A 25571-nucleotide genomic window follows, 5' to 3' on the forward strand; every position below is an offset into this window, starting at 1 on the left:
TCGGCATACTTCGGGTCGATAAACAGACGGCCGAGCATCGACGGAACAGATGGCACTTCGTCGCAGAGCTTGAGTTCGTGCTCAACACGAGTTCGTATCGTTGTCCGGGTCGGTGATTCACCGATAGTCGCGGCAGAGGTAGCATTGGGCCAGCGTTCGGCAAGCGAGAGTTCAGAGGAGAACTCATCTGATTCTTCATCACCATCAGGAAGTGCAGTAGATAGTTCCTGATCTGAAACAGGCGGATCGAGGCGGGACTGGTCGATACTCCAGCCGGAGTTACAACAAGCACAGACCACGTCTGGGCCGCGGCCGTCGTTCCAAGTCACAGATTTTCCGTGAGGGTCGGTCTGGTTCGATTCAGGCGATTCGGCCCGTTGTTCGCACGCATCCGCGGCGATTGCTTCGGTGACAATCTTCGATCGAGAAGTTCGACGTCGAGCAGCGGACCAATAGATTGCGCCCCATGCGAGGTATTCCACTGGTTTGTCCAGTAACTCCTCGGTGTAGCCACCCATGTACGCCGCGAGGTACGAACCCATGTTTTCGACACCAGTGTTTAGCGAAATACAGCCGTCCGAATCGTTGAGATAGTCCGTATCTGTGTAATCGTGAGCACTGAAAGACGCGTATTCGCAGACTTCAACGTGTTTGTCTATCACTCGTTCAAACTCTGGGCCGACAGCCTCCAGGTCGAGTTCGAAGGCGTCGAAGTAGACGCCGACGTGAAGGTGGGTATAGCAAGCGTTCATCCCAGTTCCGTCACCACCCATTCCGTGGGGTTCAGCCTGGAGCCAGTAACCCCATTCGTCGGCCTCGAGGCCGAGATGGTACTCCATCGTATTCCGAAGCGTGTCTCGCACACCGTCGTATGAAAATGATTCGTGTAGCGCATCGGTGTGTTCGACAGGTGAGATACGCTCTCCGTTGGGAACCGATGATGCGGTGAAAGTCAGCATCGCGGTCGCGGGAGACTCCCACGCCGCTACTGCCTCACCACCGGAAGGGCGTTCACCTCCACCCATCTGACGCTGGAGTGCAAGCGCCCGAGCGTACTGTTTCTTCGAGTATGTCTCTCCCCAGGCGTCAGTTAGCGGTATCTCAAATTCTTCGCCTTCGTCGTTTGCGAAGCGCGCGAAGAGGCCCTTGTAATCGACGTGCGCAGTGAGGAACGCACTCAGAGCGTCAGCCCATGTCGAGGCGGACCGGCGTTCAAGTTCAGTTACGTAAAATGCGTTCTCCATCGGGTCCTCTGGTTCCACCAACGTATCACGCCAATCGGCTTCGGTCACGATGCGCCGAAGTTTTCGACCGTGAGTCTCACAGATTGGTGTCTCGGCCAGTTCTGGGTACTTCTCGATGAACTCCAGTACGCGTTCGTGGACTCTTTCCTCGTAGTTGTCCTCAGCTGGAGAACCGGCGGTAGAAGTCTCTACAGAGTTAGTCTCCTTGGAAGGCCGAGAGTCACCACTCTTGGCTGGCGAGTCGTGAGCGCCGGGTGTGGAGGTCCCTTCGCTACTCACGCGAGCCCCCGTCTGCGCGAAGGAAGTCAGACAGACAGCACTGCACCGCACCGCCACTCGTTTTCGGCCGACGGCCGTCGGCCTCTTGCGGCCCGGCTTCCGGGTCGAGGGACGAGCCCTCGCTTCCGGCAGGACGGTCAGGGCGGTCGCGCGTTAGCGCCGCGCGCCCGCCGAGAACCTGCCCGTCCTCTCCGGACCTTGCGGTGGTTTCGTTAACGGCCTGGTGAGCCCACAGGAGAGAGGTGAGACGATGGTCCCGAATCTCGTCCTCGATGGCGGGGATGCGCGCGCAGTATTTGCACTCGCGCATCTTGGCCGCGCGCTCGCTGTGATCGACGAGACACCACTCGTGACAGCTCCGGCAGCGGTACTCGACGAACCGCCATAGATGTCTCTCGCCACCTGCGCGGGACATCTACCATGCACCCCTCTTGGCTTCTAATATCGGCAGACAGCGCGGACCCCTTTCACGAACCTTGTCGGAATACTTTTTCGCTGGGTTTCGAGAAAACGCCGAATCGCCCGATATCAGCGAGAAGAAGTCGTCGCTCGCTGTTTTAATTTCGGCCCCGAAGAAAGTTAATTTCGTATGGGCGCTGCAGGATTTGAACCCACGGCAACTTGGTCCGAAGCCAAGCACTCTGTCCAGACTGAGCTAAGCGCCCTACATCACTTCGTCTGTCGTGGATTGTTTTAAATGGATTGATTCGCGGCGGCGACTCCGCGCGATTTATACGGAGCGTCCGAACACTACCCGGTATGTCTCTCGGAGCGCGGGCGCGCGGATTCGTCGAACTTACCCGACCGGGGAACGCGCTCGCTGCGGGCGTGCTCACCTTCACGGGTGCGTTCGTCGCCGGCGCGACGCTCGGCGATACGCTCGCAGTCGTCGCCGCCGTCCTCGCGACAGTGTTCGCGACGGGCGCGGGCAACGCGGTCAACGACTACTTCGACCGCGACATCGACGCTATCAACCGTCCCGACCGACCCATCCCCCGCGGGGCAGTCACCGCTGGCGAAGCCAAGTGGTTCAGCGTCGCCCTCTTCGGCGGTGCCGTCGTGTCTGCACTCGCGTTACCCCTCGTCGCCATCGCCATCGCGGTGGTGAACCTCGTCGCCCTCCTCGCGTACACAGAGTTCTTCAAAGGCCTGCCGGGTGTCGGTAACGTCGTCGTCGCGGCACTGACTGGGTCGACGTTCCTCTTCGGCGGTGCGGCTATCGGTGAACCGTTGGGTGCGCTCGTGTTGTGCATCCTCGCGGCGTTAGCGACGCTCACCCGCGAAATCGTCAAAGACGTAGAGGATATCGCCGGCGACAGAGAAGAGGGTCTTCGCACCCTGCCAATCGTCGTCGGTGAACGACCCTCGCTGTGGATTGGGGTGGCCGTCCTCGTCGTGGCCGTCGCCGCGAGCGTCGTGCCGTTCGTCCGAGGGGATTTCGGACTGGCGTATCTCGGATTCGTCGTCCCCGCCGACGGCGTGATGCTCTTCGCGTCGGCCCAGTCGTTCGAGAATCCGAGCGCCGCCCAGCGTCGGCTCAAACACGGGATGTTCCTCGCTGCGTTCGCGTTCATCGTCGGGCGGGCGACGTCGCTCACTCTCGCCGTCTGAAATTGTCGAATCTAATAACCGCACTGACACGATTCGTGTCTGAAATCCTCCACCCTCCAATCAAAAAGAATATTACCGGCACACCGAATGGTCGTACTATCCGATGACCCCCGGCGAGCGGAAGCGTCATGCGTTAGTACACCTCGGAGTCGATACTCTTCAACCGGGGTACTCGTATGTATGACCTTGGCGCCGACCTCGACGTCGAGGTCGAACCGGGAACGAATCTTCTGATAAGCGGCCCACCGTTGACCGGCAAGCGGTCGCTAGCGCTCGACGTCCTCACAGAGGGGACGAAACAGGGCGAAGGTGCCATCATCGTCACGACGAAAGACGGCGCAGAACGCGTCCTCAAAGACTTCGCCAAGCGCGTCCCCTACGAGGGAAATCCAGTCTCCGTCGTCGACTGCGTCACCAGACAACAGGGTGTCGGTGACGTTCGCGACGACGACCGAATCAAGTACACCTCGTCTCCGGTCGACATGACCGGAATCGGTATCAAACTCTCCGAGGTGCTACAGGAGTATTACCAGGAGCGCGGCCTCAAACAGAACCGCATCATGCTCCACTCGCTGTCGACGCTCTTGATGTACGCCGACCTCCAGACCGTGTTCCGGTTCCTCCACGTCTTCACGGGGCGCATCCAGAGCGTCGGTGGCCTCGGTCTGTTCGCTATCGACGCGGACGCCCACGACGACCGGACGATGAACACCATCAAACAACTGTTCGACGGCATCATCACCACGTACGAAGACGCCGACCCCGACGTTCGCCTCGCCGGCGACTGACCACGCGACAGCGAAACTCGGGGGGCACAAGAGCACGGGACTGGGGCACGCAAGAGCACGACACCTGAGCCACGTTGACGACACCTGAGCCACGCCACCGTCTGCGACTGCACGAACGACGCACGCTCGGCCGAGTCTTTTACGCACGCATCACGATGTGTGTAGATATGCCCATCACGAGTGCCGACGACCTGCGTCCGTTGCTCGACTACGAGACGATTGCCGTCGTCGGGTGTTCGGCCACGCCGGGGAAGGCCGCTCACGAGATTCCGGCGTACATGCAGCGACACGGCTACCGTGTCATCCCGGTCAATCCGTTCCGTGAGGAGATTCTCGGCGAGACAGCCTACGACTCACTGGCAGACGTCGAAGCGGACATCGACCTCGTGAACGTGTTCAGACCGTCGAGTGAAGCAGGTGCCGTCGTCGACGCCGCTATCGAACGCGCTGCCACACGGGGGGACGTGAAAGCGGTCTGGCTCCAACTCGGTATCCGCGACGACGACGCCGCGGCACGCGCAGAAGACGCCGGTCTCGAATTCGTCCAGAACAAGTGCTACAAAGTCGAGCACGCCAGACTCGCCGTCTGATAGGTGTGAGCCTCTGAGGCGCTCTTATCCCTCCCAGGATTCGAAGTCGCCGTAGACGCCCTTCGAGAGGTACCGCTCCGAGGAGTCGGGAAACACCGTGACGACGGAGTCGTACGGTAAGTCGAGTTCACCGGCGGCAGCACGTTCGGCCACGTCGAGCGCCGCGAGGCAGTTCGCGGCGGAACTCGACGCGACGAGGTGGCCCTCTTCAGTGGCGAGTCGCTGCATCTCGGCGTGCGTCTCGCGGTCACCGATTTGGACGATTTCGTCCACCAACTCGGGGTCGAACAACTCGTTCGTCGCGGGGTTGTGCGTCCCGATACCTTCGGTCTTGTAGGCCGCTTCCTCCACGTCACGGCCGTGAAGCGTCGAGTAGAGTGAACCGACGGGTTCGACGGCGGTGACGAACGTGTCCTCGTGATTCTCGCGTCCGTAGCGGGCCATCCCCATGAGCGTCCCAGCGGTTCCGCATCCGGCGACGAGCGCACCGACTTCGTCGTCGAGGGCATCGTACACTTCGGGTGCCGTCGTCTCGTAGTGTGCTTCGGGGTTGAGCGGATTGGAGAACTGCTGGGGAACGACGGCGTCGTCGAGTTCGTCGGCGAGTTGCTGCGCTTTGTCGATAGCGCCGCCCATCCCGTCTTCCGTCGGGGTGTTCACCACGTCGGCACCGAGGGCGCGCATGAGCGTCTGTTTCTCGACGCTGAACCGTTCGGGCACGACGAAGACGGCCCGGATTCCGAGTTGCCCGGCGGCGACGGCGAGACCGATGCCGGTGTTTCCAGCAGTCGGTTCGACGATAGTCCCTCCCTCGGGGAGTTCGCCCGATTCGAGCATCTGTTCGAGCATGTACATCCCGATGCGGTCTTTGACGCTCGCGCCGGGGTTGAACGACTCGAGTTTGGCGTAGACGGGAACCTCGTCTGGGGACGCGTGGACCCTGACGAGTGGTGTCTCGCCGACAGTGTCGAGCACCGATTCGAGGGGTTCGCGGTGCGTGGTCATACAGTGGCAAATGTTGCCCCCGGTCCTGAACGTTATTATCCCGATTCGTGGCGACCCGAACCGGGTGTGAGGCTGTGCGAAAACAGACTGTTACGCTTCGGTCGTCTCGGTGTCGTCGTCGGAAGCGCTCGTGGCGTCGTCGGTGCCCGAATCGGTCGTCTCCGTCGACGTCTCGGCTTCGGCGATGTGCGCGTTAGCGATGGCCGCGTCGATGTCGATGTTCTGCTCTTCTGCGATTGCTTCGAGAATCGCCCGTTGTTCGGCGTTCTCGGCTTCGAGACGGTCGACACGTTGTTTGGTCTCGCCGACCGTCTCACGAACCTCGACGAGTTGCTCTCGCAGTTCGTTGAGCTTCTTGTAGACGTCTTCGGCCATCTCTGCGACCTTCTGGAGCTTCTTCGCAGTGCCTCCGATACCCATGTGTCGCCCGTCGAACTCAGCCCTTGTACGCCTTCCGGTGGCGAATCGTCGGGAGCGACTGGAATCAGAGGGTGAATCGCGGCATCACCCGAGTTCGTTCGGGTCGACCCGTCCGACGACGACCCGCAGTCCCACGAGCGAGACGAGACCCACGACGACGAGGCCGGCAACAGCGAGTCTCGCACTGAGCCCCGCGGTTCCGAGCGCGAGTCTCGCAGCACTGTTCGCGGGACTGAGCGGCAGCAACGACGTTCCCGCGAAGACGAGCAGGACGCCCAGTGAGTAGAGCAGTTGTGCGATTCGCCGGTCGGGTGCCGTAATCGAGACTGTCGCCCCGAGCGTGACGACGACGGCCGTGAGACCAGTGACCATCCCGAACAACCACGTCAGGTTGTCGATGCCGGTACCATTCAGTTGGAGGAGGGCCATCCACGCGACGGCCTGAATCGGAGCCAGTCCGCCCGCTGCGAGGAGTTTGCCGTCGACGACGGCCGAGAAACTCACCGGGGCGACGCGCAGGAGTTCGAGTGTCCCCCGAGCGACTTCCTCCGTCAACGAGTCGACGACGAGCGACCCAGCGATGAAGACCGGGAGGAACAACAGAAGCGGGACGAGTACCGTGTAGGTGAACCCGAAGTACGGACTCGACTCCGTTGCCGGCGGGACGGGAAGCGGATTCGTCGACAGGAACGCGCTCCGCTCGGCGCGTTCGTTCCGCTCCAGTGTGCGAAGTGCATCCCGAAGGCGCACGACGACGGCAGTCGTCTCGACGCCCGAGTCGGGAGCGATTGCGACGAGTTGGACGCGTCCGTTCGGGCCGGTCGACGCCTCGACCACCGCGTCTACCTGGCGCTCCTCGAACGCGGTCATCGCGGTGTCAGCGGACGGGTACGGTCGCGCGGCCAGACCCGACTCGCCGTCGATTGCGACGATGAGGTCGTTCACCGCCTCTTCGCCCCCAGTGACCGCGACGTCGACTTGATAACTCGCTGCACTGGGGTCGTACAGCGAGACGAGGCCGACGACGAGGAACGAGGAGAACGCCGCCACGAACAGTTGGATAGCCAGCGCCAGCACGATGGTCTTCTCCTTGCGGAGGCTGCCGAGTTCGCGCCGTGCGATGGCGAGTCGTGGGTTACCCAAGGTTCGTCACCACCTGCATGTTGTAGACGACGTGGATGCCAATCGCGCCGACGAGCGCGAGGGCGTACGTCGATTTCCCACGCCTCGCGCCGAGTGCGGTGACGCTTGCCGTGACGGCGTGGAGGACGAGTGGGGCGACCAGCAAGCCTGCGGCGGTGGCGAGGCCGATGCCGGACGGTGCGAAGGCCGCCTGCCCCAGCGTGAGCGACGGCAGTCCGACGAGTTGGACGATGGCGGTGAACTTCTCGCCGAGGAAGAACCCCAGTCCCGAGAGGGCACCGAGGAGCAGCGAGACGCGAATCGTCCGGGCGAACCGCGCCTTCTCGAAGGCCGCGTAGATGTGCATGCTCTTGGCGAGTTCTTCGACCACCGCGACGGCGACGAGGACGAGCGGAACTGTCACGTCCACCGGGAGGACGAACAACACGGCGATGGCGAGGAGTTCGGCGATGAAGACGAAGGGTATCGACAGCGCCGAGAGCGTCGCTATCGACCGCGGGCGCGAGATTCGACTGTCGAGCGCGTCGAGGAACTTCAGCGGGACCGACCGCTGAGTAAACATGTCTTCTTCGCGGTAGACGCCGGTTCCGAGGAGGAACAACACGATGGCGGCGAGGAGAATCGGCCCCACTGAGAACGCGAAGTCACCGAGTGAGACGGCGTCGCCGCCGAGGTCACGGACGACGAGCGTCAACGGCGAGATGAGCGCGATAGGCGTCACGTTCGTGAAGATGGCGGGGACGAACGTGTACGTCGTCAAGAAGACGGAGACGGTGACCGTCACGAAGGTGAGTTCCTTGAACGAGCGTGCGAACATCGCGCCGACGAACGTGGACGAGAGGAACAGCAACCCGATTGGGATGACTGCCGCGACGGAGACGGGGCCACCACCGATAGCCGCCGCGATGACGACAGTGATTCCGACCATGCCCGCGAGGTACGGTAGTGTCTTTCCGGCGACGATGTCGCCCGGCGAGATGGGTGCGACCAACAGGAGTTCCCCGCGACGATTCACGCGCTCGTTGAGGATGCTCGACCCGTACGCCTGAATCACGAAGTTCATCGGGACGAGGAACGCGAACGCGAGGACGAGCGACGCGAAGGGGAACGGCGGACTGATGCTCGCCGGCGACCCACTGGCGTCGCCGCCGAAGAGACCCGCCGCACCGCCGAGAGACGATGCGCCGATATTCGTGTCGTCCGCGGCGGCAGCGTCGGACGAATCGACGCCGGTACCCGAACCGGCCGAACCGGTACCATCACCTGCGTCGGCCCCTGATCCGTCGCCACCGTCAGCAGTGCCCGAACCGTCCCCTGACACTGCACTGCCACCGTTCCCACCGTCGACCCGGCTCCCGGCTGGAACCAACGCTCCGCGTTCGCGGTACTGGAGCGTCACGACGACGGGGAACGCCGCCGATTGGTTCGCTTCGAGACGCATCTGCCGTTCGTTGTACGATTGGACCGCCTCACGGTAGGCCTGATACGCCGCTCGGCCGGTCTGGGTATCGGCCACCGAGATGTGCGTCTCCGACACGACGAGTTCGACGTTCGGGTCGGAGAGTGGTCGTGGTTCGAGGACCGACGACTGGTCGACAGCGTCGTAGTACGGACTATCGGACGCGATGCCGACGCGGTAGAGGTTCTGGTCGATGGCGACGCCGCTTCCGACTGCGCCCGCGGCGATGCCGGCGGCGACGAGGGCGGCGACCAGTCCGAGTGCAATCGTCTTTCGGTCGACCGTCCCTGCGGACCGCGAGACTTCCCACCGTGCGATGCGAGCGACTGCGCGCAGGTGCGCGACGACACGTGTGCGCAGGCCCTCGAATCGGGAACTGGGCGAATCGGCTGCAGTCGAGTCGTCTCTCACCGAATCGTGGTCGCTCACGACCGACCGCGGCCCCCTTCGGCAGCGCTCGTCGTCGGCGACTCGCGAGCGAGACGCAGGAAGATATCTTCGAGCGACGCCTCGTCTGTTCGGATGTCGACCACGCGTCCGTCGGCGGATTCTGCCGCCTCGCGGAGGGCCTCCACGTCGGCCATATCGTCTACGGTGGCGACGAATCGGTCGCCCTCGGGTGCTGTCGCCGGGTGGTCGTCGGTCGCTGGCAGTTCGACCGTCGTGTAGACGTGATAGGTCGTCTCGCCGTGTTCTGCACGAATCTCGGGGACCGTCCCGCGGGCGATTATCTCGCCGCGGTTCAGGATGACGACGCGGTCACAGACCGACTCGACGTGGAACAGGTTGTGGGCGCTGAAGACGACGGTCTTTCCCTCGTCGCGAAGTTCGCGGACGAATTCGAGGACGACGTTCGTCGTCAGCGGGTCGAGACCACTCGCCGGTTCGTCGTAGATGAGCAAGTCGGGGTCGTTGACGAGTGACCGCGCGATGGCGACCTTTCGTTTCATCCCTTTCGACATGTCGCCGAGACGTCTGTCGCGGTACTCGAGGTCCAGCCTGTCGAGGACTTCGTCGGTTCGGTCGTCGGCAACGTCGCGGGGCACGTCGTAGAGGTCCGCGAAGAATCGGAGGTACGACCGGGGCGTCATGTCTTCGTAGAGCGGCGACTCCTCGGGGAGAAAGCCGAGTTTGCGGCGCATCTCGGGGTCTTCGGGGTCCATCCCGAGGACTTCCGCCGTGCCGGCGGTGGGTTCGACGAGTCCGGCGAGCATCTTCAGCGTCGTCGTCTTGCCCGCGCCGTTGGGCCCGACGATGCCGAACACCTCGCCCGACTCGACCGAGAAGTCACTCCCCACGACGGCGGGGAAGTCGCCGTAGGTCTTTCGGAGGTTCTCGACCGTTATCATTGGCAGACCTTCACGCGGGATGGAATAAAAGGGTTCGCGCGGGGTTTCAGAACTGATAGACATCGTCTCTCCGGGACAACAGTTTCGTCCCCCGGTTGCGAAGGGGCTGGTATGCCCGCTGACGACTACCTCACGCCGTCGTTCGTCCTCTTCGTGGGTGGATTCGTCGCCGCCATCTTCTTCGCCGGGGCGATTCTCGCCTACGTCGTCAGTGGCGGTGCGGAGATTGTGACTGGGTTGGCGCTGGCGCTGGCGGGGATTGGCGGGGTGTTTCTGGTCGTCGGTGTCGCGGGAGCGGGCGTGATGCGATATCAGAAGAAATGAGAGTGACTGTCCTGTTGCCGTCTGGTTTGGCGTCAGTCGTATTCGTAGAAGCCCTTGCCCGTCTTCTTGCCGAGGTCACCGGCGTCGACTTTGCGCTTGAGCAGGTAGGCCGGCTTGTAGCGGTCGCCGAGTTCCTCGAAGAGCGTCTCTGAGGCGTCCAGACAGATGTCGAGACCGATGTGGTCGGCGAGCGTGAGTGGTCCCATCGGGACGTTCGTGCCGAGCGTCATGCCGCGGTCGATGTCTTCCTTCGAGGCGACGCCTTCGTCGTAGGCGCGGATACCCTCGTTCAGCCACGGCATCAGGATGCGGTTGGTGACGAATCCGGGCTTGTCGTCGGACTCCCACGTCTCCTTGCCGAGGTCCTCCGAGAGTTCGTGGGCGAACTCGACGACTGCGGGGTCCGTCTTCTCGCCGCGGACGACTTCGACGCCCTTCATGATGGGGACGGGATTCATGAAGTGGAGGCCGACGACCTGTTCGGGGCGCTCTGTCGCCGCCGCGATGGTCGTAATAGAGAGCGTACTCGTGTTCGTGCCGAGAATCACGTCTTCGGGCAGTAGGTCGTCGAGGTCCGCGAAGATGTCGCGCTTGATGTCCATGTTCTCGACGGCCGCTTCGACAACGAAGTCGCACTCGGCGAGGTCTGCCAACTCCGTCGTGCCCGTGATACGGTCTTTGGCCGCGTCGGCGTCTTCTTCGCTGAGTTTGTCTTTCGAGACGAACCGCGAGAGACTGTCGTCGATGGCGGAGAGGCCGCGTTCGACGTACTCGGATTCGAGGTCACGCATGACCACGTCGTACCCAGACATCGCCGCGACCTGTGCGATTCCGTTGCCCATCGTCCCAGCGCCGACCACACCAATCGTGTCGAGTTCGTTCATGCCTCGCATGCGCTGGACTGCGCGAGGTGGCAAAGTAAAACTTGCCGACCCGTCCAGAATAATGACAAATCCGTGACTTTCACGGAAACAGTCAAGTTACGTGCCGAAATGGAGACATGCAACGGTGACTGGCGAGAACGACACGGGCACACACGACGAAGACGGCGCTGAGGGGCACCAAACGGACACTGCGGAGAACCCACGATACGTCGACGACAACCTGTTAGACACCGACGACCAGTCGCTCGACGCCGACGGGAATCGAGTCGATGCGACGGGTCAACCGACTGGGCCTGAAGGAGACCCGACCGACACCGACGAGGCCATCGAAAACCTGCTCAAACCACGAGCGGAAGACGACACGGACGACACACCGACCGACCTGAAGGACTTGAAGTTCGTCGGCCCAGCGACGGCAGAGTCGCTGGAGTCGGCAGATATCGACGTCGAGTCGATTCTCGACGGACAGGTGTGCTACCGCGACCTGGTCGAAGCGGGGACCAACCCGGGGGTCGCAGCGAAGATTCGTCGCTGGCACTCGTTGTCGTGGTCGTTCAGTTCGGGCGACGACCTCGACCGACGCTCGTCACAGGTTCGTGGACTCGGAGACGACGAGCGCGCGTGGGTCGCCGCGAGTTCCGGCGAGTGGAAGGACGCCGACGACGAGGACGAACAGACCGGTGATTGGACCCCGACCGGCGAGACGAGCACACCGACCGACCCGTCCACAGAGGGCGACTGGACGCCGTCGGGGACGACCTCCCAGACGGAGAGTCCGACGCGACGAGGAGATTGGACGCCTCGCGGGCAGAACGACGCGTCGGCCGACGGGTCCGGTGACGCGATTGCCGCAGAGGCAGCGTGGCGTGAACGGTCGAAACCGACGCCGCTCACGACACTCGACGGAATCGACGAGGAGGACGCCGAACGCCTCGCCGAGGCCGGTGTCCGGTCTGTTCGCCGACTCGCGACTGCCGACCCCGAACACGTCGCGGACGCACTCGAGATGGACCAAGCGGTCATCAGCGGGTGGAAATCGCAGGCACGCGACGCGACGGAGTAGCCAGTCTCGGAGTTGCGACCGCGACACGAATTTTTACTATCTGAGTAGTAATTTATATTCGCTTCAAAAATAGCCGCAATATTCGGTTATGGGTGTCCTACTGTCCATATTCGGCACTCCCTTCCAAACTCACGTATGCGCAGTCTTTAAATATCTGGTTACACGATTTTGAACCAGATGATACCCGGCGCCGACACGACTGCCGTCTCCCCGCAGACGGTCCCCACGTCCTCGAACGCCCCCGCTGGACGGTCCCGTCTCGGTAGGGTCGAACCGTATCCATCACGCCCGTCTTCCGAGAGGTGTCTGTAATGGCGACGAAAGACGTGAACACCGCAGATTCTCCCCGCGACACGAAGACCATCGACCGAGTGGTCGACGTCATCGCCACGACTGCCCCAGAGATTCGCACCGGTCTCCCCGGCCGACGCGTCAAGTCAGAAGCACAGAACCCGAGCGGCGAGACGCAGATGGCCGCCGACGTGTTCGCCGACGACTTGCTCTGTGAGCGTATCGGGGCCCTCGAAGGCGTCGGTGAGTACGGGAGCGAAGAGCGACCCGAGACCATCGACGTCGGCAACGGCCCCCTCTCGGTCGCACTCGACCCCCTCGACGGGTCGTCGAACCTCAAGCCGAACAACACGATGGGAACCATCTTCGCCGTCTACGACGGGCCGCTTCCGGCACACGGACGCGACATCGTCGCCGCAGGCTACGTCCTCTACGGCCCCGTCATGACGATGATTGTCGCTCGCGACGGCGTCGTCGACGAGTACGTCATCTACGACGACGCGACGTACGAACTCGTCCGCGAGGACATCAGTCTCCCCGAGAACGGAAGCGTCTACGGATTCGGCGGCCGCGTCCCCGACTGGACCGAAGACTTCGAAGCGTTCGCCCGCGACGTCGAACAGGACGACTCCCGGAAACTCCGCTACGGCGGGTCGATGATTGGCGACGTGAACCAGATTCTCACCTACGGTGGCATCTTCAGCTACCCCGCCCTCCAGTCGGCACCCGAAGGGAAACTCCGCGTCCAGTTCGAGGGCTACCCCATCGGCTACGTCCTCGAAACCGCCGGTGGCGCGTCCTCCGACGGGACGAAGTCGCTCCTCGACGTGGACAAACCGGACCTCCACGCTCGGACGCCGCTCCACATCGGAAACGCGGACCTCGTGGAGAAACTCGAATCCGCGCTGGACTGACTCGTCGCTGGACTACCGACCGAGTTCGTTTTCGACGGCCTGAACGAGTCTCGTAGCCGTGGGCTTCGCCGCAGTCGCGAGGTGCTTCGCGGCGACGTAGTGGGCGTATCCCCGAGTCGCAAACTCGGTGGCCCGTCTCTCGCTTCTCCCCACTTCGTTGGCGACGTTCTCCAGGTCACGGTCACCACGGAGAGCCTCGAACTGTGCCTGCCGAACGCAGGTTTGCTCGACTGGACCACTGACGTTCGAACGCGCCTGCCGGAGTGCGTCGATAGCCGCCCGCCGAGACGAGACGAGTGCCTCGTTCGACTCCGGAACCGACAGCGAGTCTACGCCGACTGAGTCACGCGCAGTGAGTCGTTGCACTCTCCACCGAAGGTTCGAGAGCGCCGTTGCCGGTCTATTCGCGTCGAGAGCGTCTCGAACGTCACGCGGCGGCCTGACGGACAGTTCGTCGAGTACCTCGTGGACGACCCGAGGGTGGTTCTCCGGGACGGGCGTCACCGATTCGATATCAGTTTCAGCGCGTTCGAGGAGCGTCGCTGCCGCGCCGGCCATCGGTTCACGGAGTGAGGGCGTTCCCTCGAAGACCTGTTCGCGTTGCCCATCGATGACGGCGTTCGCGTCCGCGAGTGCGGCACGGGCGTGCGAGAGTTCACCCCTCGCGGCGGCGAACAGACGATATCGTTCAGCCTCGTCGTCGGCGCTGTCGGTGCCGACCAACGCTCGGTCGACCGATTCGAGCGAGGACGTCGCTTCGAGGAGAAGCGTCTCAGTCTCGCCGGCGACGTAGATGCCGACCGGAATCGTCGTCGCCCGGTACTCCACGGCCGGCCACGAACGGGCGAGCACACGGCCCAGGTCCAGGTCTTGCTCCCAGAGCGCGTCAGTTTCGAACTTGCCAACAGCGGTGTCGAGCCACCCGTGACCCTCAGCGAGCGTACTCCGCGCTTCACGAATCGACCGCATCGCGTCGGTCGACTGTTGCTGGGTGCTCTCGGCGAGACTCGCTCGTCCTCCCTTCACGTGGTTCGACGCCCTCTCGACGGGGAGACTGTCTGGAGAGACACCGTCGGGAAGCGAAGAGAGTCGGTCGGAGAGGGAGAGTGCACTTCGCTCGGCCGTGTCACGTGCGCGGCCGAGGTAGCCAGAGGGCGGAAGCCTACCCGGTGGGACGAATGGAACCGGGTCTTCGAGCACTGCTTCGAGCGCCTCTGAATCGTATTTCTGCTGGCCGAGACACCCGGAGAGTCCAGAGAAGACGACGGCACCAGCAGCGCTGAGAAACGAGCGCCGGGAGGGAGTCGAAAGGGGAGACACGGCGAATGCGTTTCGTCAGGTGACACATCGCTGTTTCGACTCGGTGGCAAATCGTGCATGGAAAACCATTTTGAATACGGTGCCGCATCCCAACGTATGAAGGTCAGAATCGGCGACGGCGCGACTGGCGAAGAGGCCGAAGCCATCGCGAGTGCGCTGGCGCGGCATCTCGCAACGGACGTGGACGTGTTCGTCGGCGACGGCGAGGAGTCAGTTGCGAACGCCGAACCGCCTGCGGACACCTTCCCGCTCGACGACGACATGGAACCGACCGAGCGCGAAGAGAAACTCCGCGAGGAGATTGCCGACATCCTCGGCGGCGGTCCGGAGAAGTACAAAGAGCGACTCCCCGAAGCGGGCAAACTGTTCGTCCGTGACCGCCTCGACCTGTGGTTCCCCGAGGGCCTGAAGTTCGAAGACGGCAAGTTCGCCAACTTCGACTCGTGGCACGAGAACTCCCCCGAAGTGGACGACGCGGACCCGAACACGCGACTGCCCGGTGATGGTCTCCTCACCGGTGCTGCCGAGTTCGACGGCCGCGACCTGCACTTCATGGCCAACGACTTCACCGTCAAGGCGGGGTCGATGGCCCGTCGGGGCGTCGAGAAGTTCCTGCGGATGCAACAACGCGCCCTCAAGACCGGCAAGCCGGTGTTGTACCTGATGGACTCGTCGGGCGGTCGCATCGACCAGCAGTCTGGATTCTTCGCAAACCGCGAAGGTATCGGGAAGTACTACTACAATCACTCGATGCTCTCGGGGTACGTCCCGCAGATTTGCGTCCTCTACGGCCCGTGTATCGCCGGTGCGGCGTACACGCCCGTCTTCGCGGACTTCACCATCATGGTCGAAGGGATGTCCGCGATGGCCATCGCCTCGCCGCGCATGGTGAAGATGGTCACCGGCGAGGAGATTTCGATGCAGGACCTCGGCGGGGCGCAGATGCACGCACAGGAGTCCGGGAGCGCCGACTTGGTCGCCCGCGACGAAGAACACGCCCGCGAACTCGTCTCGCAACTCATCACGTACCTCCCGGACAAAGCAGGCGAGAAACCACCGCAGTCCGAACCGAAACCCCCTCGCTTTTCGCCCGACGGCATCGACGAACTCATCCCCGAGTCGCCGAACCGCCCCTACGACGTCCACGACCTGATAGAGCGCATCGTCGACGCCGAGTCGGTCTTCGAACTCAAACCAGACTACGGGAAGGAAATCGTCACCACGTTCGCGAAGATAGACGGCCGGCCGGTCGGCATCGTCGCCAACCAACCGACCGAACGCTCCGGCGCAATCTTCCCGGACGCAGCAGAGAAGGCCGCCGAGTTCATCTGGACGTGCGACGCCTACGAGATTCCGCTGCTCTACCTCTGTGACACGCCGGGATTCATGGCCGGGTCGCAAGTCGAGAAGGACGCCATCTTGGAGAAGGGCAAGAAGTTCATCTACGCCACGTCCTCTGCGACGGTCCCCAAACAGACGGTCATCGTGCGCAAAGCCTACGGTGCGGGCATCTACGCGATGGGCGGCCCCGCCTACGACCCCGACAGTGTCGTCGCGCTTCCGTCCGGCGAAATCGGCATCATGGGCCCGGAGGCCGCCATCAACGCCGTGTACGCGAACAAACTCGCCGCCATCGACGACCCAGACGAGCGCAAGGTACGCGAAGACGAACTCCGCGAGGAGTACCGCGAGGACATCGACGTCCACCGGATGGCGAGCGAAGTCGTCATCGACGAAATCGTTCCGCCGTCGTCGCTCCGTGACGAACTCGTCAACCGCTTCGAGTTCTACGCCTCCGTGGAGAAGTCGCTTCCCGACAAAAAACACGGGACGATACTCTGAGTTAATCCTCTGTTTTACCGGCAGGTAACCTCTCGATAATTGACCTAAGCGGAGGATACTGAGGTAGGTCGACTCCCTCTGTGGGGTATCGCACTTCGGTGCGCCCACAATGAGTCACGGAATTCCACAGGCCGAGACACCACGCTCCGTTCTTTCGCACGTCGTCAGTGACGACAACGTCCTCTGGGCCGTGACGATGTTGGCCTTGATTCTCGACGTCGTGACGACCCTGTACGGACTCGGCCGCGGACTAGCGGAACTGAACCCCGTCGTGCTCGCGTTCATCCCCAGCATGGGCACTGTCGGCGCACTCCTCTTCTTGAAACTCGTCGTCTTGACGGTGGCACTCGTCGCGTGGGTCGTCCTCCCGAAACGTTATCGAGCGGCGATACCCATCGGCGTCGCAGTGCCGTGGGGCGTCGCTGGCCTGATGAACACGCAACTCATCCTCGTCACCCTGTTCGGCTAGGCCGACTGAGTGCGTCGACCAAGACGGCCCACGCGAGGCCGGCGAGACCGACGTCGCGGGCGAGTACGTCGCCGAAGAGGCCGCCTTCGAGGACGAACACGAGCGAGAGATAGAGACACGTCGCCGTGAGTGAGACGGCGGCGACGGCGCTGGCGATGGCAGTGAAGCGGTCGGCGACGAGTGCTGCCCCGAAGCCAATTTCGAGGACGCCGTTGACGAGCATGAACACGACAGGTGAGACGACGAGCAATGGCGCAAGCCAGTCGACGACGTACACGGTCCACGCGAGGGGGTCGAGAAGTTTGTGGACGCCGGCAGCGAACACCATCGACCCGAGTGCGACCCGAGCGATGGACGCCGGGCGAGGCGCACGAGCAGCGATTGCCGAGAGACGTGCGCCGATGGCGTCGAAGTCCATAGATGCCGTAGCGACGCGGGAGAGAAAGAGGTGCGGGTCCAGCGAGCGAAACGGGACAATCCGGCGACGGCGTGAGTCAGTCGCCGCGAGTCACTCGCTGTCGACGTTCGCCTTCTTCAAAGACAGCGCCGTGCGCTCGAACTCACAGACCAACTCGTCGTCCTGATTGAACACCTCGACTTTCATCGTGACGACGCCTCGCTCGCCATCTGACGTCTCGCGCTTGTCGAGGACCGTCGTCTGGGCACGGAGCGTGTCGCCGTGGAAGACAGGGTTCGGATGCGAGACGTTGTCGTAGCTGAGGTTGGCGACGATGGTTCCGTCTGTCGTATCGGGAACCGAGACGCCGACGGCGAGACTCATCGTGTAGAGCCCGTTGACCAGTCGCTCGCCGAACTGGGTCTGGGCCGCGAACTCCGCGTCGAGGTGGAGCGGTTGCTGGTTCATCGTCATGTCGCAGAACTGCTGGTTGTCCGACTCGGAGACGGTGCGGCGCTTCTCGTGTTCGATGGTCTGGCCGACTTCGAACTCCTCGTAGTACAGACCGGTCATAGTCGAGATTGTGTAAGACCATGATAAAATCGTGCCGGTCACCGCGGCGTCACGCGGTGTGCCAACGCCCGGTGTGACAACAATTGCCCCGAGCAAAAGCAGATAACAACCATTATAATTATCCACAGTCGAGAGTCGCGAAAGCGCTCACTGGCCGCCCGTAACCGACGGCCGGTGGTCGTGTGCGACAGAAACCGGGTCGGCCGGCATCGCCGGCGAAAGACCGGCACGAATGCACTATGGCATCCGCAGCATCATCCACCGCGAAAGACGACGAACCGACGGAAGAGACAGCGCTCGAAACAGCACGCCGACAACTCCAGCGTGCGGCGGCGCACCTGGACGTTGACCCGGGTGTCATCGAGCGCCTCCACCACCCCAATCAAGTCCACCGCGTCTCGGTCCCCCTCGAACGTGACGACGGCACGACAGCGGTCTACACCGGCTATCGCGCCCAGCACGACAGCGTCCGCGGTCCCTACAAAGGTGGCCTCCGGTTCCACCCCGACGTGACCGAAGACGAGTGTATCGGCCTCTCCATGTGGATGACGTGGAAGTGCGCAGTGATGGACATCCCCTTCGGCGGTGCCAAGGGTGGCATCGTCGTCAACCCGAAGGACCTCTCGACGGACGAAAAAGAGCGCCTGACCCGCCGCTTCGCCGAAGAACTCCGTCCGTTCATCGGCCCGACGAAGGACATTCCCGCCCCCGACATGGGTACCGACGCACAGACGATGGCGTGGTTCATGGACGCCTACTCGATGCAGGAAGGCGAGACGCAGGCGGGTGTCGTCACGGGCAAGCCACCGGTCGTCGGCGGCAGCAAGGGTCGTGACACGGCACCCGGCCGTTCGGTCGCAATCGTCGCACGCGAAGCAATCGACTACCTCGGCTGGGACATCGAAGACACCACCGTCGCCGTCCAAGGATTCGGGTCTGTCGGCGCACCCGCCGCGCGTCTCCTCGACGACCACGGCGCGACTGTCGTCGCCGTCTCCGACGTGAACGGCGCAATCTACGACCCCGACGGCCTCGACACCCACGACGTGCCGACCCACGAGGAAGAACCGGAAGCCGTCATGAAGTACGACGCGCCGGAGACCCTCTCGAACGAGGACCTCCTCGAACTCGACGTGGACGTGCTCATCCCGGCCGCCATCGGCAACGTGCTGACCGCCGAGAACGCCAGTGACGTGCAGGCTGACCTCATCGTCGAGGGTGCGAACGGCCCGACCACCTCCGCAGCGAGTGAGGTTTTCGAGGAACGCGAGATTCCGGTCGTCCCGGACATCCTCGCCAACGCCGGCGGTGTCACCGTCTCGTACTTCGAGTGGTTGCAGGACCTCAACCACCGTTCGTGGTCGCTCGAACGCGTCCACGAGGAACTGGAGACGGAGATGCTCCGCGCGTGGGAGGCCGTCCGCGAACAGGTCGAAGACCACGACGTGACGTGGCGTGACGCCGCGTACATGGTCGCTCTCGAACGCGTCGCCGCCGCCCACGAACACCGCGGTCTCTGGCCCTAGGCGACGCATACCCGACTGTCGCTCACACGGAGTCATCACTCGTGGCCCCATCGTCACGAGTACCTGACACCACACTCTTCACGATTCCACCCCATCCCACTCTCATCTATGCCACGACGGAGCGTCCTGTTTTCACCCGGAGACCGGCCCGAATTGATGCGAAAAGCCCCCGGTGCGGGTGCCGACGTACTCGTCTTCGACCTCGAAGATGCCGTCGCACCCGAGCGCAAAGCCGAGGCGAGAGAGGCCGTCGTCGACGTTCTCTCGGACCCCGAATTCGACCCCGAGGCAGAAGTCACGGTTCGTGTGAATCCGGGTGACGACGGCCTCGAGGACGTTGCGACCGTCTGCGCTTCCCACCCGCCCGATGCACTCGTGGTTCCGAAGGCGTCGAGTGCCGACGACGTGACCCGCGTCGCCGACGCCGCCCGTGATGCAGGCACCGACTGCCCGGTCATCGCCATCGTCGAGAGCGCTGCCGGTGTGCTCGCCGCACCCGAAGTTGCCGCCGCAGAAGACACCGTCGCCGTCATCTTCGGTGCAGAAGACTTCTCGGCAGACGTTGGCGCGACGCGAACAGACGACGGGACCGAGGTACTCTACGCCCGCGAACGCGTCGTCGTCGCTGCCGCAGCAGCGGGTATCGACGCAATCGACACGCTCCACGTGGACTATCAGGACGACGCCGGCCTCCGCGAAGACGCTCGATTCGGCCGCCAACTCGGCTACGACGGGAAACTCGCTATCCACCCGGCGCAGGTCGCCACTATCAACGAGGCGTTCTCGCCGGACCCCGAAGACGTGACGTGGGCGAAGAAGGTGCTTCGCGCCCGTGACGAGGCGGCGGCCGACGGCCGCGGCGTCTTCGGCGTCGACGGCGAGATGATAGACGCGCCACTCGTCAAACAAGCGGAAAATATTCTGGACCGAGCAGGCGAATCGTACTGAGGAGTCCACGACCGAACCGTACTGCGTCGCCGACGAATCGGCTCAGCCGGTTGGTCGATGTAATCGCCCGACGCCTCGTCGTTGCATGTCTCCTTTTATCGATGGGTACGAGTATTATCATTATCGTATGGTAAAATCTCCGCTACGCTTAAACGGATGCCGTGAGCGTATTATGACATGGCACAAGAGGCGAATCCATTCGAGAGTTTACAGGAGCAGATCGACGACGCAGCAGCCTACCTCGACGTGCGCGACGACGTCATCGAGCGTCTGAAGAATCCGGAACGGGTGCTCGAGACGAACCTGTCCGTCGAGATGGACGACGGCAGCATCGAACTCTTCCGCGCCTACCGCTCTCAGTTCAACGGCGACCGAGGGCCGTACAAAGGCGGCATTCGGTACCATCCGGGCGTCACTCGCGACGAAGTGAAGGCCCTCTCGGGCTGGATGGTGTACAAGTGCGCCGTCGTAGACATCCCGTACGGCGGCGGCAAGGGTGGCATCGTCATCGACCCAAAGAACTACAGCGAGGGCGAACTCGAACGCGTCTCCCGGTCGTTCGCTAAAGAACTCCGCCCGTTCATCGGCGTGGACCGCGACATCCCCGCACCGGACGTGAACACCGGCCAGCGCGAGATGAACTGGATCAAGGACACCTACGAGACGCTCGAAAACACCACCGCACCCGGCGTCATCACCGGCAAAGCGCTGACGAACGGCGGCAGCGAAGGCCGCGTCGAAGCGACCGGTCGCTCCACGATGCTCACGGCGCGTGAGGCGTTCAAATACCTCGACCGCGACATCGAAGGCGCAACCGTCGCGGTTCAGGGCTACGGGAACGCCGGGTCCGTCGCCGCGAAACTCATCGAAGACCTCGGCGCGAACGTCGTCGCCGTCTCCGACTCGTCCGGTGGTATCTACGACCCCGACGGCCTCGACACCCGCGACGTGAAGGCGTTCAAGAACGAGACCGGAACCGTCTCGGACTACGAAGGCACCGAACCCCTCACGAACGAAGAACTGCTCACACTCGACGTCGACCTCCTCGTCCCCGCCGCCCTCGAAAACGCCATCGACGGCGACCTGGCGAAGGACGTGCAGGCAGACATCATCGCCGAAGCGGCAAACGGGCCGCTCACGCCCCGCGCAGACGACGTGCTGACCGAGCGCGACGTCCACGTCTTCCCCGACATCCTCGCCAACGCCGGCGGCGTCACCGTCTCGTACTTCGAGTGGGTCCAGAACCGCCAGCGCTTCTACTGGACCGAAGAGCGTGTCAACGACGAACTCGAGCGAGTCATCGTCAACGCGTTCGACAACCTCGTCGACGCCTACGAGACGCACGACTTGCCGAACTTCCGCACCGCGGCGTACGTCGTCGCCATCCAGCGTGTCGTCAACGCGTACGAGTCGAGCGGCAACTGGCCCTGAATACGGTCCTGTCGCCGACTGACCGGGTCGTCGTGACCCCGATTGACGCGCTTTTTGTCTTTCACCCGACGTGTTTCCCGTTCCCTTGGCATAGTTGTACACACTCCTGTATATCAAGCGCGCCGACCGATGCCGGGAGATTCAAGTCGGTGTAGGTCGCTCCATTCACCGATGCGTCAGGACCACCTCATCTCCGCGACAGACCTCTCGCGGGAGGACATCGAGGCGGTGCTCGACCGCGCGGCTGAAATCGACGCGAATCCGGCAGCATTCCGGCAGCAGCACGCCGGGAAAGTTCTTGGGCTCTGTTTCTTCGAACCGAGCACACGAACCCGGATGAGCTTCGACACCGCGATGAAACGCCTCGGCGGCCAGACGGTCGACATGGGACCGGTCGAGTCGTCGTCGGTCAAGAAAGGCGAGACGCTCGCCGACACGGTTCGCGTGGTCGAAGGCTACGCGGACAGCCTCGTCCTCCGCCACCCGAGCGAGGGCGCGGCCAAGATGGCCTCGGAGTTCGTCGACGTTCCGCTCATCAACGCGGGCGACGGTGCCGGCCAGCACCCGAGTCAGACGCTCCTCGACCTCTACACTATCCGCGAGAACGCAGGACTCGACGACCTCACCATCGGTATCATGGGCGACCTGAAGTACGGCCGGACGGTCCACTCCCTGGCCGAAGCGCTCACGAACTTCGACGCGCGCCAGCACTTCATCAGCCCCGAGAGTCTCCGCCTGCCGCGCAACGTCCGGTACGACCTCCACGCGTCCGGGTCGCAGGTGAAAGAACACACGGAACTCGACGAGATTCTCCCCAGTCTCGACGTGCTCTACGTCACGCGCATCCAGCGCGAACGCTTCCCCGACGAGAACGAGTATCTCAAAGTCGCCGGTGAGTACCAAATCGACGCCGAGACGCTCGAATCGGCGTCCGACGACCTCACCATCATGCACCCGCTTCCACGGGTGGACGAAATCTCGTCCGACATCGACGACACCGACCACGCGACGTACTTCGAACAGGCACACAACGGCATCCCGGTCCGGATGGCGCTGTTGGACCTCCTCCTCACCCAAGACCGATGACAGACGACCACGAACTCCGCGTCTCGAAGATTCAAAACGGTACCGTCATCGACCACGTCGCCGGCGGGCAGGCACTCAACGTCCTCGCCATCCTCGGCATCGACGGCACGAGGGGAGAGACAGTCTCCGTCGGGATGAACGTCCCCTCGGACCGCCTCGGCCGCAAGGACATCGTCAAGGTCGAAGGCCGCGAACTGAGTCAGTCCGAAGTGGACGTGCTCTCACTCATCGCGCCGGCAGCGAGCATCAACATCGTCCGCGACTACGAAGTGGTCGAGAAGAACCGCGTCGTCCGCCCGGACGTCGTCTCGGGCATCATCTCGTGTCCGAACCGGAACTGCATCAGCAACGCCGACGAACCCATCCACGCCCGCTTTACGGTCCTCTCGGACGGCGTTCGGTGCGACTACTGCGACACTATCGTCCGCGAGGACGAAGTCGCGGCGAACCTCAACGTCAACTGAACGGCGACGAATCGCCTCTCCCGCGTCTCGATTTTCGGTTACAGTCGTATCGTGACGACGTTCCCACGTGGCTCGTTCGAGTCGAACGAGAGCGTTCCACCAGCAAACGTGACGATCCCGTGGACGAGCCATAGCCCGATGCCACTGCCGTGAATGAGTGCGTCTTCTCGTTTTCCCAGTATCTCGATCTCCATCCGTGGAATCAGTGGACCGTTATCGGTGACCTGAACGACGAGTTCCCCGTCCGACACGTCGGCGTCGATAGCGACCGCTGGCGTCTCGGCGTCTGTGTGTTCGAGTGCGTTCATCCCGAGTTCCAGTATCGCCTCTTCTATCTGCGGCGGGAGCGTGAGCGACCCCACGTCGGGGGTGGTCACGTCGACCGTCGCTTCTGGATAGCGATTCTGGAGCGTCTTCTGAACGTTTTCGAGAATGCCGGGGACGTCGACCGGTTCGGGTATCGGTAGCTCGGTTAGCTCCGAGGCGACGGTCCGTTGCTTCTCGGCGAGGGCCATCAGATGGTCGCTCACCGAGAAAATCGTCTCGGCGTACCGTGCGATTTCGTCGTCGACGTCCGCTGACCGCGAGACGAGTTCGGCATACCCCATCACCACGTTGAGGTCGTTACGGAGGTTGTGCCGCAGGACCCGGTTCAACAGGGCCAACTGCTGTTCGCGGTTTTTCCGGTTGGTGATGTCCTCTGCGAGGCCAACGATTCGGTAGAGAGAGTCGTCTTTGTCGAAGACGGGAACCGCGCGGTCGTGGACCCATCGGACTGCTCCGCTCGGTTGTCTGATTCGGTACTCCTCGTCGTAGTGCCCGCGGTCTTGTTCTGCGATGGCTCGTTCGAGGTCAGCTTTGTCCTCGGGATGTACCGCCTCGAAAAAGGAGCTTGGGTCAGCGTAGAGCGAATCGACTGAGCGACCCCACACACGCTCGTAAGCGGGATTGACGTACAACAGGTTCTCTTTCGAGAGGTCGGTCACCCAGACGACTTCTTTGATGTTCTCGGTGACTTGTCGAAACAGCTGTTCGCTCTCGGAGAGGTCGTCCAGATAGGTTCGCCGCTCGACCGTACTCTGAAGAAGCTTCACCAGTGTCTCACACAACTGGTTTTCTTCGGACAGGAACGGACCTTGGTCAGCCGACGGCTTTGGGTCGGTGTAGACGACGGTCAAGGTAATCTTCTCGTCAGCGGCGGTGTCAGTCCACACCGTGAGCATCTGGTCCGTCTCCACGAACTGTTCGGAAGTCACGGTCGTGTCTCCGACGGTTAGCCGTGCTTCGGCGCTCTCTGGGTATTGAAACGAGCCGGGGACGTGGTCGACGACTTCCTGAAGCATTTCGGTGAGCGGCCGTGTCGAAGCGTCCGTGAGGATGTTCGTCACCTGCTGAATCGCCTGCAGCTCTTTGAGCCGTTCACGAAGTGCGATCGTCGGCCAACTATCGTTGATAGCCTTTCGTATCGTGGACACCAATTCGTCGACGTGGTCCGGTGATTCGTCGTACGAGATGTACTCGGTTGCGTCGGCGGAGATGGCCTTTGCGGCGGTCTCCTCGGTGCCGTCCTTCGGGTACAGGACCATCGGGAGTTCGGGATAGTCGCGCCGGAGTGAGGATATCAAGCCGACACCGGTCGTGCTCGGAAGGTCGTTCGCACAGACGAGACACTGTATGTCAGAACGTTCGGAGAGATGGTCGCGGGTCTCGGCCGACCCACGGACGGAAACGACCTCGAACATGGGTTGCCGTTCTAACTCGTCACGGACCTGTTCCGTGTGGGATTCCGTTCCGGTAACGTAGAGTATGGTCGTCGTTCCGGTAGTCGGGCCATCCATGATGAGGTGTACGTGGTAAGCAGTAGACGGGGTGCCAAAATAAAAACCCGATGATAGGTCCTCAGAGCTTGTCACGCACAAGTCACAGCCAAATCGTGGAGTCATCATTTCGTAATCACTTTGTGCACTGCAATCGTACTCAGGACCATGTCCAAGAAAGCGAAACTCGTACTCGTTCTGGCAGTCGTCGCACTCCTGTACACCGTCTTCTCCGGTGACGGAGAGTCGGTCGAAGTCGAGATCGAAGAATAAACGCCGTCACCACTCGGTTCTCGATTCTTTGCGTCACGCTCCACGCCAACTAGCGACGAGT

The 25571-nt window shown here is 62.7% G+C and carries 25 protein-coding genes and 1 tRNA gene; 14 read left to right on the forward strand and 12 right to left on the reverse strand.

What is annotated here, in order from left to right; translation table 11 throughout:
* On the reverse strand, positions 1-1523 hold a 1523-nt coding region (locus AUR66_RS20085; RefSeq protein WP_331457030.1), incomplete at its 3' end, for a hypothetical protein.
* A gap of 250 nt (positions 1524-1773) precedes the next feature.
* Here AUR66_RS20085 and AUR66_RS21585 point away from each other — a divergent pair.
* The gene (locus AUR66_RS21585) at positions 1774-1911 is read left to right on the forward strand and encodes a hypothetical protein (RefSeq protein WP_157533260.1); all 138 of its coding nucleotides are present in this window, start codon (positions 1774-1776) and stop codon (positions 1909-1911) included.
* 202 nt (positions 1912-2113) lie between these two features.
* Here the strand turns inward: AUR66_RS21585 and AUR66_RS20095 are convergent.
* Positions 2114-2188 (reverse strand) — tRNA-Arg (locus AUR66_RS20095).
* 94 nt (positions 2189-2282) lie between these two features.
* Between AUR66_RS20095 and AUR66_RS20100 the strand changes: the two genes are divergently transcribed.
* From AUR66_RS20100 to AUR66_RS20110, 3 genes are all read left to right on the forward strand, one after another.
* Positions 2283-3134: a geranylgeranylglycerol-phosphate geranylgeranyltransferase gene (locus AUR66_RS20100; protein WP_058573879.1), complete on the forward strand. Its 852-nt coding sequence runs from the start codon at positions 2283-2285 to the stop codon at positions 3132-3134.
* A 176-nt stretch (positions 3135-3310) separates the two neighbouring features.
* A complete protein-coding gene (locus AUR66_RS20105) occupies positions 3311-3922 on the forward strand; it encodes an RAD55 family ATPase (RefSeq protein WP_058573880.1) in 612 nt (203 codons plus the stop codon).
* 167 nt (positions 3923-4089) lie between these two features.
* Positions 4090-4512, forward strand: a complete 423-nt coding sequence (locus tag AUR66_RS20110; protein WP_058573881.1) for a CoA-binding protein — start codon at positions 4090-4092, stop codon at positions 4510-4512.
* A 24-nt stretch (positions 4513-4536) separates the two neighbouring features.
* On the opposite strand, the gene AUR66_RS20115 is transcribed toward AUR66_RS20110, so the two are convergent.
* The 5 genes from AUR66_RS20115 to AUR66_RS20135 all read right to left on the reverse strand — a co-directional run bounded on the left by AUR66_RS20115 (position 4537) and on the right by AUR66_RS20135 (position 9888).
* Positions 4537-5517, reverse strand: a complete 981-nt coding sequence (locus AUR66_RS20115) for a PLP-dependent cysteine synthase family protein (protein WP_058573882.1) — start codon at positions 5515-5517, stop codon at positions 4537-4539.
* 90 nt (positions 5518-5607) lie between these two features.
* Positions 5608-5937, reverse strand: coding sequence for a DUF5798 family protein (locus AUR66_RS20120; RefSeq protein ID WP_058573883.1), 330 nt, complete (start codon positions 5935-5937; stop codon positions 5608-5610).
* An 84-nt stretch (positions 5938-6021) separates the two neighbouring features.
* Positions 6022-7080, reverse strand: a complete 1059-nt coding sequence (locus AUR66_RS20125) for an ABC transporter permease (protein ID WP_058573884.1) — start codon at positions 7078-7080, stop codon at positions 6022-6024.
* On the reverse strand, positions 7073-8950 hold the full coding sequence (locus AUR66_RS20130; protein ID WP_394326271.1) for an ABC transporter permease: 1878 nt from the start codon (positions 8948-8950) through the stop codon (positions 7073-7075). Before AUR66_RS20130 ends, AUR66_RS20125 begins: the two co-directional genes overlap by 8 nt.
* Positions 8951-8964: 14 nt before the next feature.
* Positions 8965-9888: an ABC transporter ATP-binding protein gene (locus tag AUR66_RS20135; protein WP_058573885.1), complete on the reverse strand. Its 924-nt coding sequence runs from the start codon at positions 9886-9888 to the stop codon at positions 8965-8967.
* 111 nt (positions 9889-9999) lie between these two features.
* Between AUR66_RS20135 and AUR66_RS20140 the strand changes: the two genes are divergently transcribed.
* Positions 10000-10212: a hypothetical protein gene (locus AUR66_RS20140; RefSeq protein WP_058573886.1), complete on the forward strand. Its 213-nt coding sequence runs from the start codon at positions 10000-10002 to the stop codon at positions 10210-10212.
* Between the two features lie 32 nt (positions 10213-10244).
* Here AUR66_RS20140 and AUR66_RS20145 read toward each other — a convergent pair whose 3' ends face one another.
* Positions 10245-11105 (reverse strand): 3-hydroxyacyl-CoA dehydrogenase family protein, encoded by an 861-nt coding sequence (locus tag AUR66_RS20145; RefSeq protein WP_058573887.1) that lies wholly within the window; start codon positions 11103-11105, stop codon positions 10245-10247.
* A gap of 115 nt (positions 11106-11220) precedes the next feature.
* Between AUR66_RS20145 and AUR66_RS20150 the strand changes: the two genes are divergently transcribed.
* Entirely contained in the window at positions 11221-12159 is a 939-nt protein-coding gene (locus tag AUR66_RS20150) for a helix-hairpin-helix domain-containing protein (protein ID WP_082682308.1), read from the forward strand.
* A gap of 311 nt (positions 12160-12470) precedes the next feature.
* Positions 12471-13364 (forward strand): class 1 fructose-bisphosphatase, encoded by an 894-nt coding sequence (locus tag AUR66_RS20155; protein WP_058573888.1) that lies wholly within the window; start codon positions 12471-12473, stop codon positions 13362-13364.
* A gap of 12 nt (positions 13365-13376) precedes the next feature.
* On the opposite strand, the gene AUR66_RS20160 is transcribed toward AUR66_RS20155, so the two are convergent.
* The gene (locus tag AUR66_RS20160) at positions 13377-14684 is read right to left on the reverse strand and encodes a hypothetical protein (protein WP_058573889.1); all 1308 of its coding nucleotides are present in this window, start codon (positions 14682-14684) and stop codon (positions 13377-13379) included.
* Positions 14685-14780: 96 nt separating this feature from the next.
* On the opposite strand from AUR66_RS20160, the gene AUR66_RS20165 reads away from it, so the two are divergent.
* Together AUR66_RS20165 and AUR66_RS20170 are read left to right on the forward strand one after the other, a co-directional pair.
* Complete coding sequence (locus tag AUR66_RS20165; RefSeq protein WP_058573890.1) at positions 14781-16526, forward strand: acyl-CoA carboxylase subunit beta; 1746 nt, start codon at positions 14781-14783, stop codon at positions 16524-16526.
* Positions 16527-16635: 109 nt separating this feature from the next.
* Entirely contained in the window at positions 16636-16995 is a 360-nt protein-coding gene (locus AUR66_RS20170) for a DUF5658 family protein (RefSeq protein WP_058573891.1), read from the forward strand.
* Here AUR66_RS20170 and AUR66_RS20175 read toward each other — a convergent pair.
* Positions 16979-17413, reverse strand: coding sequence for a DoxX family membrane protein (locus AUR66_RS20175; protein ID WP_082682309.1), 435 nt, complete (start codon positions 17411-17413; stop codon positions 16979-16981). The two genes, AUR66_RS20170 and AUR66_RS20175, sit on opposite strands and share 17 nt — an antisense overlap.
* 90 nt (positions 17414-17503) lie before the next feature.
* Complete coding sequence (locus tag AUR66_RS20180) at positions 17504-17965, reverse strand: MaoC family dehydratase (RefSeq protein ID WP_058573892.1); 462 nt, start codon at positions 17963-17965, stop codon at positions 17504-17506.
* Between the two features lie 239 nt (positions 17966-18204).
* Between AUR66_RS20180 and gdhB the strand changes: the two genes are divergently transcribed.
* From gdhB to pyrI, 5 genes are all read left to right on the forward strand, one after another.
* Entirely contained in the window at positions 18205-19491 is a 1287-nt protein-coding gene (gdhB, locus tag AUR66_RS20185) for a glutamate dehydrogenase GdhB (protein WP_058573893.1), read from the forward strand.
* Between the two features lie 108 nt (positions 19492-19599).
* Positions 19600-20439 carry an HpcH/HpaI aldolase/citrate lyase family protein gene (locus tag AUR66_RS20190; RefSeq protein ID WP_058573894.1) on the forward strand — a complete coding sequence of 280 codons (840 nt, stop codon included), beginning with the start codon at positions 19600-19602 and terminating at the stop codon, positions 20437-20439.
* A 177-nt stretch (positions 20440-20616) separates the two neighbouring features.
* Positions 20617-21870, forward strand: coding sequence for a Glu/Leu/Phe/Val family dehydrogenase (locus AUR66_RS20195; RefSeq protein WP_058573895.1), 1254 nt, complete (start codon positions 20617-20619; stop codon positions 21868-21870).
* Between the two features lie 171 nt (positions 21871-22041).
* Entirely contained in the window at positions 22042-22956 is a 915-nt protein-coding gene (gene pyrB / locus AUR66_RS20200) for an aspartate carbamoyltransferase (RefSeq protein ID WP_058573896.1), read from the forward strand.
* Positions 22953-23420 (forward strand): aspartate carbamoyltransferase regulatory subunit, encoded by a 468-nt coding sequence (gene pyrI / locus AUR66_RS20205; protein WP_058573897.1) that lies wholly within the window; start codon positions 22953-22955, stop codon positions 23418-23420. Before pyrB ends, pyrI begins: the two co-directional genes overlap by 4 nt.
* Before the next feature lie 38 nt (positions 23421-23458).
* Here pyrI and AUR66_RS20210 read toward each other — a convergent pair whose 3' ends face one another.
* Positions 23459-25258, reverse strand: a complete 1800-nt coding sequence (locus AUR66_RS20210) for a sensor histidine kinase (RefSeq protein ID WP_058573898.1) — start codon at positions 25256-25258, stop codon at positions 23459-23461.
* Positions 25259-25571 lie beyond the last annotated feature (313 nt).

Source organism: Haloferax profundi (genome assembly GCF_001469865.1).
GTDB classification, from domain to species: Archaea; Halobacteriota; Halobacteria; order Halobacteriales; family Haloferacaceae; genus Haloferax; species Haloferax profundi.